This is a genomic window from Providencia sp. (assembly GCF_040396775.1).
GTDB lineage: Bacteria > Pseudomonadota > Gammaproteobacteria > Enterobacterales > Enterobacteriaceae > Providencia.
In genome coordinates, this window is sequence record NZ_JBEBNT010000003.1 from 44979 (window position 1) to 57252 (window position 12274).

Annotated in this window: 18 protein-coding genes; all 18 read right to left on the reverse strand. The window is 44.8% G+C overall.

Annotated features, from left to right (window positions below; genetic code table 11):
* Nucleotides 1-5 precede the first annotated feature (5 nt).
* Nucleotides 6-644, reverse strand: coding sequence for a phage tail protein (locus tag ABWP91_RS04625; protein WP_353242258.1), 639 nt, complete (start codon nucleotides 642-644; stop codon nucleotides 6-8).
* Nucleotides 644-1825: a baseplate J/gp47 family protein gene (locus tag ABWP91_RS04630; protein WP_353242259.1), complete on the reverse strand. Its 1182-nt coding sequence runs from the start codon at nucleotides 1823-1825 to the stop codon at nucleotides 644-646. Before ABWP91_RS04630 ends, ABWP91_RS04625 begins: the two co-directional genes overlap by 1 nt.
* Nucleotides 1822-2151 carry a DUF2590 family protein gene (locus ABWP91_RS04635; RefSeq protein ID WP_349487277.1) on the reverse strand — a complete coding sequence of 110 codons (330 nt, stop codon included), beginning with the start codon at nucleotides 2149-2151 and terminating at the stop codon, nucleotides 1822-1824. The genes ABWP91_RS04630 and ABWP91_RS04635 overlap by 4 nt, the downstream gene beginning before the upstream one ends.
* Complete coding sequence (locus tag ABWP91_RS04640) at nucleotides 2148-4334, reverse strand: phage tail tape measure protein (RefSeq protein ID WP_353242260.1); 2187 nt, start codon at nucleotides 4332-4334, stop codon at nucleotides 2148-2150. The genes ABWP91_RS04635 and ABWP91_RS04640 overlap by 4 nt, the downstream gene beginning before the upstream one ends.
* Nucleotides 4335-4336: 2 nt before the next feature.
* Nucleotides 4337-4480 (reverse strand): DUF6890 family protein, encoded by a 144-nt coding sequence (locus ABWP91_RS04645; RefSeq protein WP_349487279.1) that lies wholly within the window; start codon nucleotides 4478-4480, stop codon nucleotides 4337-4339.
* 44 nt (nucleotides 4481-4524) lie between these two features.
* Nucleotides 4525-4800, reverse strand: coding sequence for a putative phage tail assembly chaperone (locus ABWP91_RS04650; protein WP_349487280.1), 276 nt, complete (start codon nucleotides 4798-4800; stop codon nucleotides 4525-4527).
* A complete protein-coding gene (locus tag ABWP91_RS04655) occupies nucleotides 4797-4979 on the reverse strand; it encodes a hypothetical protein (protein WP_432652575.1) in 183 nt (60 codons plus the stop codon). The genes ABWP91_RS04650 and ABWP91_RS04655 overlap by 4 nt, the downstream gene beginning before the upstream one ends.
* Entirely contained in the window at nucleotides 4945-5304 is a 360-nt protein-coding gene (locus ABWP91_RS04660; protein WP_353242262.1) for an MIF4G domain-containing protein, read from the reverse strand. The genes ABWP91_RS04655 and ABWP91_RS04660 overlap by 35 nt, the downstream gene beginning before the upstream one ends.
* Nucleotides 5301-5633 carry a M15 family metallopeptidase gene (locus ABWP91_RS04665; RefSeq protein WP_353242263.1) on the reverse strand — a complete coding sequence of 111 codons (333 nt, stop codon included), beginning with the start codon at nucleotides 5631-5633 and terminating at the stop codon, nucleotides 5301-5303. Before ABWP91_RS04665 ends, ABWP91_RS04660 begins: the two co-directional genes overlap by 4 nt.
* On the reverse strand, nucleotides 5630-5962 hold the full coding sequence (locus ABWP91_RS04670) for a phage holin, lambda family (protein ID WP_353242264.1): 333 nt from the start codon (nucleotides 5960-5962) through the stop codon (nucleotides 5630-5632). Before ABWP91_RS04670 ends, ABWP91_RS04665 begins: the two co-directional genes overlap by 4 nt.
* Before the next feature lie 9 nt (nucleotides 5963-5971).
* Nucleotides 5972-6430 (reverse strand): phage protein, encoded by a 459-nt coding sequence (locus ABWP91_RS04675; protein ID WP_353242265.1) that lies wholly within the window; start codon nucleotides 6428-6430, stop codon nucleotides 5972-5974.
* Between the two features lie 3 nt (nucleotides 6431-6433).
* A complete protein-coding gene (locus ABWP91_RS04680) occupies nucleotides 6434-7576 on the reverse strand; it encodes a DUF2586 domain-containing protein (protein ID WP_353242266.1) in 1143 nt (380 codons plus the stop codon).
* The gene (locus tag ABWP91_RS04685; RefSeq protein ID WP_353242267.1) at nucleotides 7576-8307 is read right to left on the reverse strand and encodes a hypothetical protein; all 732 of its coding nucleotides are present in this window, start codon (nucleotides 8305-8307) and stop codon (nucleotides 7576-7578) included. The genes ABWP91_RS04680 and ABWP91_RS04685 overlap by 1 nt, the downstream gene beginning before the upstream one ends.
* Complete coding sequence (locus ABWP91_RS04690; RefSeq protein WP_353242268.1) at nucleotides 8304-8786, reverse strand: phage tail protein; 483 nt, start codon at nucleotides 8784-8786, stop codon at nucleotides 8304-8306. The genes ABWP91_RS04685 and ABWP91_RS04690 overlap by 4 nt, the downstream gene beginning before the upstream one ends.
* On the reverse strand, nucleotides 8783-9256 hold the full coding sequence (locus ABWP91_RS04695) for a head completion/stabilization protein (protein ID WP_353242269.1): 474 nt from the start codon (nucleotides 9254-9256) through the stop codon (nucleotides 8783-8785). Before ABWP91_RS04695 ends, ABWP91_RS04690 begins: the two co-directional genes overlap by 4 nt.
* 99 nt (nucleotides 9257-9355) lie before the next feature.
* Nucleotides 9356-10063: a phage terminase small subunit gene (gene gpM, locus ABWP91_RS04700; protein ID WP_502935790.1), complete on the reverse strand. Its 708-nt coding sequence runs from the start codon at nucleotides 10061-10063 to the stop codon at nucleotides 9356-9358.
* A gap of 2 nt (nucleotides 10064-10065) precedes the next feature.
* Complete coding sequence (locus ABWP91_RS04705) at nucleotides 10066-11112, reverse strand: phage major capsid protein, P2 family (protein ID WP_353242271.1); 1047 nt, start codon at nucleotides 11110-11112, stop codon at nucleotides 10066-10068.
* Between the two features lie 43 nt (nucleotides 11113-11155).
* A complete protein-coding gene (locus ABWP91_RS04710; RefSeq protein WP_353242272.1) occupies nucleotides 11156-12217 on the reverse strand; it encodes a GPO family capsid scaffolding protein in 1062 nt (353 codons plus the stop codon).
* Nucleotides 12218-12274: the final 57 nt, after the last annotated feature.

Genomic DNA, 12274 nt, shown 5'->3' on the forward strand with positions numbered 1-12274 from the left:
TTTTCCTACATTAAAGACGCGCTGTAAGTTTGTGAGCCGGTTTGTAGCGTGGCGCTATGGCAGACTGAATCACTTTCAATTTGTCCGACATACATAAAAAATGGGTCATTTGGCATTGTGGCGGCATAACAAATATATTCCCCGCTAATGTGGCCAACTCGCATATTGAGCGTGAGTTTTTGTAAAACCTCATATTGATAACGGCGACAAGTTCGCCCATATTGACGGATGATATTCATCAACAAATTATGATTATTTGCTAATTGCTCATCGGTCACTCTGAGGATAATGACATCCCAATCAATCTCTGGCTGACGCTCGTTGATTTCTATATATCCGATACCAAGACGTTTAAATATTTCAACAAACCCAGCAACGCTGCCAGCGTCTTTAGCATTAACAAAGGCATAATTAACTCGTTTTCGATAGAGTTCTAACGGCTCATCAGTAAATCGTGTTACGTCTCGTTGCCATGCAATGGCATCTAATAAACGCTCATCACACGTTAGCGGGTCTATTTGTTTTAATGGCCACAATAGCCAAGAATAAACACCCGTCCAAAATCGGTGTGTTGCATCACGGAGTTTTTTTACTTCGCCTTTATCCATCCAAACCGGTAATGTGAATTTCGGTAATTTATCCATCATTTCACCTCGCTGATAACCAGTGATTTAAGGCGCGGTACGGATAGATCGCTTTTAATGTCACCCAATGAAAACTTGATGGATTCTAATTTTGGAAATTGATTGTGAATTTCTTGCGTGAGCACTGACATCGAAAACAAACTATGTGGCCATGTTTTTTGTATGTCATAAGCCGTATTTTCCCGAAAAGCACAACGGATCATGTTTTCAATTTCACGCATCATTTGTGCTTTGTTTTCTGTATTTAGGTGCGCACTGGCATAAAAAATTAAATCAGCTTTCAAATCGTGCTTGGTTTCAGGTAATGGTAAGCACAACACATCATCACCGTGGCCATGATTGCCTTGAAGCATGACGTAATCATTCACAGCATCAATAAATTCTTGTGCCGGCGTTCCCGCATCCAGTAATAAATACACGTTGGCCGTTCCCGCTCCGCGCGGGGCATCATGTAAAAAGAAAATGCGATCAGTTGATAAACCAACGATTTTAGCGATTAAGCTGCGGTAAACAGCATCAATATGATATTGGCTCGGTAAGTTAAATTGATTACGTACTCGAGCACGCAATTCATCGTCGCTTTCTTCGTCTGCTCCTGGGGAGAGTATCCAGCCTTCATTGTTAACAACGCTTGCAATCCCATTGATATCATTAGCCAAAATACGATAATAGCCCGGTGCTAAGTTGTAACTGTTCCCTGAAGATTCACCAATAACTGGAATATCGAGTTTTGCTATTCCGGCGTTAATGGTGATTTCTTGTTGTGTTTTAAGCCGGTAAATTTCCCCGTTTAAGCGCTCAGTTTGAACAACCGTACCGGCAGGGATGATCACGGCTCGGTTAATATCCGTTTTTGTGAATGTAATAATACCGTTGACCGGTTGTGCGCCTTTACGCTCCAAATTAACCGCCCACGCGAATAAATCCACGAACTTACCAGAAGCCGTAACCAAAAACGTATTTTTCAGTACCACATTGACCAATGCGTCTTTGAGCCACATTACCGGTTTTTCTATCAAAATATTCATGACCCGCCAGAACGGCGACATGCTAGACGTGTTTGTGGCGTAGCCTTCTTCATCAACAATTCGATTAAATTCAGTACGAATTTCTTTTTCAGTGGTCGGCATACCGCTATCAGAAAGAATTTTTTCGTAATCGGGTGTCGGTTTTTGATTCATGAAAATGTTCCTTCAATCCGGCCAAAATCGTATGTATCTGCTTCAACAAGGTATTGCCCCGAACGTTGTTCACTGATCACAATGGTGCCGGGAACGAGCCTTACATCTTCTTCGGTCAATAATTCCATGCGTAACAAAATATCGCGGCGTAATACCGGGCTCCGCTCAGCGATTAATTCTTTCACTAAACCGTTCTCAATAATTCGATGGACGATATCTTGTGAAATACTGACGCGGTTTTGGCACAAAATAGGCTCATTGCCGGGGTCTAGCGTAAAATCGCCATCTGTAATTTTTAAATCAATGTACATCGGCTCTGTACTCATCCCGCGTCAAGCTCCCTTGATTCCAGTAAACTGTTAAAGGTTTCTTGGTTTTGTGGGTAAATATTCACGGTCGCAATATCGGTTTTTTTCGTTGGTGCGCCTGATGCACTTTGACTTGAAATTTGTTTTCCAATTCCAGCACCAATGACAGCCCCAATACCGGCACCCGGTGCAGCGGGTAATTGTGATTCGCTTCCGGGGGCGGGGATCAAATCTAAGCTGATGCCGGGGATATTGTTTAATCCAGATGCAATCGTGTTATAAATGCCTGCAAAGGATTCTTTAATCCAGCTCCAGACGCCCTCAAACACGGCCATAATGTCATCGCCAATTTTTACAAACGCATCCGAGAATGAAAAATTACCGAACCATGCGTTTAAGTCATTCCAACCGGCTTTCACATTTTCGATGGCTTCAGATAGAAGCCCCCATAATTTGCTAATGCCTTGGGTCACTAAATCAATTGGTAACATCATCAATCGAATTGCACCGGCTACCGCTTGGCCAAATGTACGACCTGCATCAGTGGCACCGGCTAATTCAGATTGGGTATATTCAATGGGCGTTAATAAGTCAGAAAACCAGCCAAAGAGGTTTTTTACGCCTTGCCATACATAAGATATGGCATCACCAATTAGACTAAATGCGGGTGATATTGGCGCTAAGGCGTCAAAAGCATCTGAAAAGCCCTCAATAAAGCCGGTAATAAAGGCTTTAATTGGCTGCCAGAATTTCACAACCGCCACAACGAGCGCAGCAACCACGGCGATAATGGCCAACACTGGCCACGTAATGGCAGCGAAGCCACCGGCGGCAGCCATCGCCCCAGCTCTGACAAACCCAAAACCGACACGTAGCCACTTGAAAACATTATTCATGGCCACACCAGCTTTTGATAAAATATTCATGCGGCCGGTTAATAGCGCTAATACGCCTGTACCCACTTTCCACAACGGCAATAATCCCATCCATAAAAAACGAGAGACGCCGAGTACAATATTTGTGACGGCACCAGCCGCACCAAAAGCAAGCACGCCTAATGTGATATACCCTAGCCAGCGAGTGATATTGGGAAACATATCCATCCACTTAGCGAATTTAGTGCCAATTTCCACAACTTTATTCACCAATGGGGAAATTGCCGGTAATAAACGCATCCCTAACGAGACGCGCATTCGTTCCCAAACAGCGCCGAGCCGTGACCACATATCCGTCATTTTCATGGCCATTTCAGTTGACCTGTCTAAACTTTGGGTATTACCTAACTGGTGAATATGCTGCCGTAATTTGTCAGCCTGTCCCCATGCAGCCGTTAGGGCTTGAGCCCCATCACCAAAAGCGGAATTTAAGGCATTTTGTACCTTAATATTTCCCTCAATGGTTTTACCAAACTTATTCTGTAACTTGTCGAGAATATCGGGAAACGCCAGCATTTGGCCTTTTGCGTCCGTCAAGCTGACGCCTAATTTCTGGCCACCTTCTACCGCGCTTTTGAGAAATGCATCGTAAATGCCGCCGCCCTCAGTGCCTTTTGTCATGTTTAACATGCCCATCACTGAAAACTGTTCATCCATGCTGATGCCAAATTGCGTGCCGGTATTTTTACTCGACTTAACCAGTTCTTGCATTTCAGCTAAGCCCGCACCAAAGTTCTGCACCATGTATGCCGATTTGCTGGCCATCATTTCCGCAAATGGAATATTTCCCATTTTTTTTGCGGTTGATTGAAAGTTATTGGCCATTTCAGACATGTAATTTGCGGCATCTTGCGCACTGGTTTTACTGGCGGTGGCGAGTGTGTTGATGGCTTTTGTGTAGCGTGGGAGTTCAACATCGGTAATACCGCCAATTTCAGAGCGAATTATAGTGGCCGAACTGATGAAATCGGCGGCAGATTTGCCGAATGCCGTGCTAAAGGCTTGCGCTTCTTGGTAAACTTTATCTAATGTTTGCGTGCTAACATTACGTGTTGATAACTCATCCAGTGCTTGCTGTACTTGGTGAGCCGGATTTAAAAGACTTTTTACGCCGGTTACAACGCCCCAGAGCCCCGCAACACCCACGCCGACTTTTGCAAACGCATCTTGTGAACTTTTCGCAAATTGTTGAACGGACTTTTGCGCCTGACCTAGCGGGGCGCTTAAATTATTTTTGAGTCCAAGTAAAAACGAAAGTTCTTTCATGTTTAACTACCATTGAATGCGTTTACAATCCCTTGGTGCGTACTGTTTGTATCACGCTGATAAATGTATTCAGCTAGCCACATGGCACGCGCTAAGCTCATTTTGTCGTCTGGCTCGTTAGGCAATAGATGGCGGCGTAAAGCCATCCATTGTTCTAGCGTATTTTCACGAATGCCGTCGGCTAGGGCGGCTATTCCTTTATTTCAATCTCCAACTCTGGCGCATATTTTTCATTGACTTTTCTGGCCAATGCGACAGGAAGCCCCGGCGTTTTCAGTAATGTTTTTAATTTTTCGCGGCTTTCCGGTGCCACAATGCGCTCTAAGTAGGTAGTCAATGCTCCCACCATATTTTCAGTACGAGCAGATTCATTCAGCGCTTTGTTATAGGCGACTAATGTCGGTTCAAATTTCAGTTCAACGCCTAGAACCGTTAAAACGATTGTGTTAGTTGCTTTTTCGCTCATTGCGCATTTCCTCTTTGTTTAATTTCGGTCACTAGTTGGTTATGTCGTGCGGCACAATCGCCGTAAATTTCTGGGTATTCGGTTAATACTTGGCCAGCATCTTTACCTGTTTGGCCATTTAAGCGCGGTAGCTTTTCAGGGCATTTATTTAATAGGTTTGCCTGATAAGGTACGTTCAATCCGTTCTGCGGTGTCGTTGTACATGCTGACAAACTCAGGGCTAAGGCAGACATTAGTAAATATCGGCTTAACAATTTCAGTTCGAATTTCTTTTGGCGGTGCATTGCGTATGTCCTCCAATTGCTGTTCAAGTTTTTCCGATGATTCACTCGACACCTTTAACGTTTGTTGTGTGGCTTTATCCCCCGCCGCTTTTGCGGCTTGCTGTATGACTAACTCGACACTGTCACGCTGCCAGTTAGCTGATTGCCAACCCGCGCCGAAACTGGCAATTGCAATCAATACAGTAGCCAATACCGCTATTAAGGGGATTGTTTTCATCATTTCACGCCGTTGTGTTCAAGTGAAAAATGATTGCCATCGTTAAAGCGCCCGCCCCAAGTACCACCAATAGACTCCCAAAATTCACCTAATGGCTTATAACTTGGTGTATCAGGTCGATATTCCCCGTTAATAAATAGATTAAAATCAACGGCTAATCGCTCTGTATGTAAGCTGTTTTTAATACCTTTGCCATTTTTAGCATTGATTGCGGCCTGTTCTGGCGTGCGATAAGCCTCACCAAAAGTCAGTCGATAACCATGCTCATCCGCCCAGTAAATGAGTTGAGCGATCATGACGGTAAATAAGGCTTGTTTTTCACTTAATTTCATAATTTCTTTCCAAAAAAACGGAATTTAAAGTAATTAAATATTTCTTCAATCCACGTTGATATTTTTTTAGTGCCCATAAATCCAATGGCACACCCTAGTAACTGCGCCCATTTCTCATTCACGCCCATGACTTCAAATAAGCTGATGATTGCGACAGCAAAACAGCCGCACATAAAACCTTCACTTAGGGAACGGAGCCAACCGCTACCGTCCCGCTTTTCTCTAATGGTTCCGGTTATTCCTGCCATGAAGCCCCCTAATGCAAAGGGTAGGTTTATTTTCGCCCAGAGAAACAATGACAGCCAAAAACCCGTATCTTTTTCCGGCATTTCATCCCCTTAGCCGATTAATCCGCGTACGTCATCTTCTGACAAAATAGGGACACCATCGATACGGATAAACTCAGGGCTGGTGACTAAAAATTTCACTTTTTGTTTGGTTTTTTCGCCGCCCTCGGGGTTCAATCCTGACAATGGCGATGTAACAATGAGTTTCACGCCAAAGACTTCGACTTTTAATTCCTCATCTCCGGTATTGGCATAAAATAAAATATCGGTCAGGGGGATCTTTCGGTAAGACCCGGCCGAACGTGCGGATGCCGTAATTTTTTTAAAATTCTGAATATCAAACTCGAATTCACCCTCTGCGCTGGCTTTGCCATTCACAAAGCCGTCTGGCATACCGCGTGTAAATGCGGTGGCTGTATCGTCGGTAATGTCACAAGTGACTGATTCAACATGAATAGTTTCAGTGCCTAAAGTGATATCAAAGGCTTGACCGCCAATTCTTGAAGCCATTGTTTAGCCCTCTAATGTTGCGTCGAGAATAATGCCGACAGTAATTTCTTTCGGTGAACCGTAAGGTTTCACAACCATGAACACCTCAACCGATTCTTTACTTTTCCAGTGAATAGAAATCGCATCTTCTTTCGGTGGTTCAATTTCACCGGGGAAAGTGATCCCCTGAATTTGTGTGCTACGACTCATTTCACGTAATGGGGCGCTAAAATACATTTGATGCGATGCAATACTGGCCGGCGTGCTGTTCATGCTGCGATCGGCAATCTTGGCAATCGCACGGATACGGATTTTCCGTGCCGCTTTGTCAGCAATGCGCAGATACTCAATAACGGGATAATCACCGCCTTTGACTTCTAATGTGTTGCCATCTGACCAGTAAAGCCCCTCATAGTCGGGATACCACATTGGTACGCTCAGACGTAAATCATGCATCGCGCGGAGTGTGGCCAAGTCGATATCGATGCCGTTAGCATCAGTTGGTAAATCGGCAGAGTCCGCGCCTAAGCTGATTAATGCGCCCGTTTTTACACGTGCAGGGCTATCAGCAATCGTGACATCACGGCGACATAAGCGGCCAGCTAATGCACCTGCATCATTACCCCAAAGGGATGGAACAAGTGAAATAGCGGGTGCGGCAATGTCTTTTTCAACGGATGCGACAAACGCGAGGTATTTTTCCCACGTAGCCGGTTCTTCTAACGCTTTCGGGCTAGCAATAGAGAGGACAAACCACACCCAACGGCCAAACCGACTAATCAGCGTTTCGCGTAGTGCTGCAAATTGATTGATTTCTGTTCTTGCGGCAGAGACTTCTTTAAACTCAGTGAGTACCACGCATCCCTCAACAGAAATAATGTCTTGGGCGTCAATGATGGCATTTTGGTAATCTTCCGAGGTGCTATTTTCGGGCATAACAACCACGTAGGCTTGCCAGTTTTGGCCGCCGTTTCGCTGTGCAGCAATGACGTGATCACGTAATGTTTTACCCGCTTTAACGAGTTCGACGGATAAATCCGACTGCGAGTTGACCGCGATTAATGTGCTTTCAGTGCCCGTACCGACGAATAAGACGGTGCGCTCAATTTCATTAATTCGCCCTTGGCGTTGGTTTAGCTGGTTGATAGTGACAGTTGGCCAAGTCATTATTGTTTTCCTTTAATATCCTGCGCTTTTACATTCCAGCCAAAATTAATGCCTTGGAGTTGTCGCGCTAATACTTTATTAAAATCATCGTCACTCATACCCAAAAAGACGCGGGAAGGAATTTCGACATGCCATGTTTTTTTAGCCGGCTTTCCGCGTAATTTGCGAATTAATAAGCCGGCTTGGTTATAAGTCATCGTGGCTTCAATCACTTTTACTGGTACGGAAACATACCGGCGACCGTTCCAACGTTTATAACCGAGTCGTTTTAATCTTTTGGCTTGGCTCTTAGTTGCGCTTGGCACTGTGCCGCCATCGTTTTTATTGTTACTGTCTTTTTGTTCATTCTTAATCTGGCCACCATTCACCGTAATTGATGCGCCTTCTTGGTGAACGGCACCAATTAAACCGGCTGATATCGGTTTTCCGCCGCTGTGGTACTTTCCACCTTTTAAATAAATACGGACGGCGGCAATTTCGGGCATTTCACGGATATGCAGCACCTTGACGAGCCCAGATAACATTTTCTTTTTACCGCGTTTTCTCTTTGGCCACGCGTTACCTTCTGGATCGGTTTGGTTACGCTGGTTACGCTTTGCGGCAGCAATAACGCCCAATTTCGCTATACGCCACAATAAACGCTGGCGTTTTTTTGCGGGCATTTCCAACTGGTCGAGGGCTTTTACTAGCTCTTTTCGTTGGTCATTACGCAAGCCACCGGTTATTTTCATAAGGGTGCGCCCGATTTATCGATGGAATGTAGCGTCCCAAAAATGGCGGTATACGTTTCAGGGTTATCAAGCTTCCAGCGTTGCCCACGATAAAGAATGTCGCCATTTTCATCTGGCACACCGTTAATGCTTTCGGCAAGTTCAATACTTATCACCATGGGTGAGGTGTATTCTTCATCAAAATTTATATCTACATCGGGATCGGCTAAATTAAGCTCATCCCGCAATTCGTTTCCGTGCTCATCTAGCCAGCCTAAAATCATGGCGTAGATATTTGCCGGCGGATATTCTTTGTAAGGGAATGAATCCCAATCCAAGATTGCGGTATATTTGAAAATGCCAAAGCGGCGTTGGTCTAAGCCTAATGCTTTTGAGTCGCGCGACAGTTTCCCATCATCCATATAGAGGTTAGTTTTTTGCATTACCCACTCGGGGACATTTTCATTAAGAAACTGCACTAACTTTTCTAATTGATTCATAGGCTATAAACTCCCACACGTGGCAAATTCAGCATATTGCGGATGACGTTTGAGGCTTCGGCCAATAGTCGCTGTGGTGTTTCATCGCTGCCTTGTGTTGGGTGACTATCACGGCGGCCAACGATGGCAAATTCACCGATCAAATCCGCTTTTGCCCGAGCGTAAACCGCTTTTTTATATTGCGCGGTTAATTGGCTTTCATTGCCCATTTTCCCGCCCGGAACATCATTTGCGGTTGTGATACTTCTCGCTCTCCAATGTTCTGCAACCGTGGCTAACACTTGATTAAGCTCTGCCATCGTGGCCAGTAACGCATGACCTAACGTTTCATCGGGGATACTTGGCGGTAATAAGCGAGAGCGCTTAAATTCGCCCACGTTTAAATCTGGCCAGAACGTTTCCCCATTGGTGATGGGAATATCTGGATACTCCATTTGTTTACCGCTAAAACCCAAGTCTGGCGCTTTCATGTGTTAACCCTTAAATAGACATGCGGTGCAACGATTTCCGCGGCGAGAAAACACATGGTTTTCACCCTCCATCGTGACCGCATGGCCGTGCGGCAGTTGTTATGACTCAGACGTTAATTTATTAATGCGCATAGCAATTTTATTGCGCATCGTTTTCACCCCAACTAGTGGGTTGAACTTCTCCGCCTGTGCCAGTAATTCATCAGCATTTTGCAGTGTTTCCACATCTTCAATGGCGCTTGGTAATGGTTTACCGTTGTGGTCATTCAGTAGTAATAAACCGGCGAACTTAAACCATTTCGCGTTGATTTCTTCATGCAAGCGCCAGTTTTCACGCATGTTTTTGAATGTTCGGCTGAAATAGGGCTCGACGCTGTGGCCTAATGCGTTTTGGGTTTCCGCCCATTCCATGATCGTATCAGCCACAAAGGCACTGAATTCGCGTTTTAGTCTGTCTGGGGTTTGCTGGCCTTGGCTAATGGCAATATCGGCATAATCCAACGCTTTATCAAAATCCCCGACATCAAATAACCAAATAATGCAATTTGCAAAAATGGGGTTTTGGTGTACTTTTTCAGCGTCCAAATACCGTTCTACAAGGGGTAGCCATTTTGGTAATAAAACATCACGTTTATGATCCGTTCGGTCAGCCCGGGTAGGTAAAGCGGCTGTATATTCGATATCGGCTTGAAGTTCATGCCGTTGAATATGCAAGCTCTCAGGGCTTGGCGCGAGGGGTTCCCCCGCACGTAAAGCGGCTTTAGCTTCTTGCTTTCGCTTAAAACGCTGGCCGAACGTCAACATAATAATTATTCCCCTTGGCCTTCGCCTTCGACTTCTTTCACTTCGCCCTCGGTGTTATCACCGATTTGAATTTTTTCATAAGACGCATATAACTCGTCATACTCAACCGCGTAACCTTCCATTCGCAGATAGTTATTTTCAAAACGCTTGCGATCATCACTCCAATCGGCGCGGCGGTAAGTTGTTCCCGATTGGGTATAGAGGTGCAAGTTAGCCGTTGTTGTGACGGTTAAACGGTCAGCTGGGAAGAATGGCGGTGTATAGGCTTTTTTTCCTGCAATCTCACGGTTAATGAGCTGTGCGGCCACTTTTTCAGTTGGGCGATCAACACGATTTAACATGCTCACCACATCCGCCGCGAGCAAATCGCTGCCGACTAGCACCACTAAATCAGGGTGGTTACGGAATTCTTCACGGATCGTGTTGTGGATTAAATCTGCGGCCAACGCATCTAATGAGTTTGCATCCGCATTGGCTGAAACTCGGTCAAAGATAGGAATATCAGTGATGATTTGGTTTGGTGTTCGCTCTTTAACAATAGCGTGCCAGCCCTTATTAACATCTTGACCCATTGGGTTAGCTTCGGGGTCGGTATTACCGGCAGCCGCTTTTTCACCATTAAAACCAACGCGTAATTGGTCTAAGGCAAATGAACGATTACTAAAATTTTGGATACGTTCAAAAAATTCGTTGTCAGAACCCGCATTTCCCCACGTGGTTAATGTGTTATACGGAATGTATGAACCTGAATCCGTTTCGACCAGTTCATATTGGTTCCCATCAACGCCCATTTGGCGATTAAAACGACCATCTTTAACACGCCCCGTGAACAATTGCGGGTTACCAGTGCTGACCACTTGGCCTTTCACTTGTTGCACCATCAACATCGTAATGAGCATCAAAAACTCATCAGAATGCATAATTTGGTCACGAAGCACATTTTCATGCGGTGGAAGCAATGAAAACATTTCACGGCCATTGCTTGCATTAGAACCTTTTGCAAGCAGTTGCGCGTATTTTGTCAATAGAACGCGCGTTTGCTGATTTAACATATTTTAAATTCCTGTATTAATTTGAATTAACTCAGCTTAATAATTAAGCGACCGTGGTTTCTTTTTCGCCGCCCGGCGCACCTGAACCATTTGGTTTTGGTGTTTTACGCTCAGCTAATGCAGTAAATTTTTCTAACACGCCTTTCACTTCAGCGGTCAGTTGTACCACGTCAGTACCACCTTCTTTTTTAGCAGGTGATTTTTCACGACGACTACGACGAGCGGTAAATTGACGGCGACCACGGCGGCCACGGCGTTTTGGTTCTTCACCGGTGAATCGCATAGTGAGTTTTTCAAGGTGAGCTTTAGCGGCTGTAAATTCTTCTTTTAACACTTCATCTTCTGGATTTTCTGCAATTTCTTCCGCAATCTCTTTAACTTCGGCGGCTGCATCGGCAATTTCTTCCGCTGCATCGGCGATATCGTCGGCCGCTTCTTGCGTGGTTTCTGCCGTAGTGCCATCCGCTTTATCTTCAATGGTGCTCAGTTTTTCCAGTAACTTTTCAAGTAACGCTTTCAATTCTTCTGTCATGGTGTCGTTCTCTTTGGATTTAGGCTGTTCAGCCTGTTCATTTGATTGATTTGACGTAAAGCCAAACAGCTTTTGAATAAACGAGGGTTTATCTGTTTTATAAGGTTGCGTTTTTCCTAATGTGAACGTGAGGGGCTCACCACGGACGGGATCATTGGGACTATTGGCGCTAAATTTCAATTTATCGGTGTATAAACTGGCGGGAATATCCGTCACAACAATGCCCGAAAAATAGATTTCGCCTGTTTCGGCAAAATTTGGCCAAAACTCGGCAGACGTGAACATTTTTTGTTCTTGTCGATTGGTTTCAATTAAAAATTCATTAGGCACTAAACGGGCGTAAAGTTTTCCGACCCCGTCCTCTTCTGCATATTTCAATGAGTCAACGGTGCCAAGGTTTGGCGTGAATTGGCGGTATGGGGTTTCATCGTGATATGGCCAAATCATGGCAGTGTATTTTTCACTGTTATAGTTTTTAGCACTATCTTCTAACCACGACTTTTCGATTGTGCGGCCGTCAATGGCTTTGCCTGATGCACAAACACATAACCAATCTGATATTACTTGCGCCATGAATAGGAACCCGTTTTACATTTTTATAAAAGATGGGGCTATTATTCACGGCTTTTT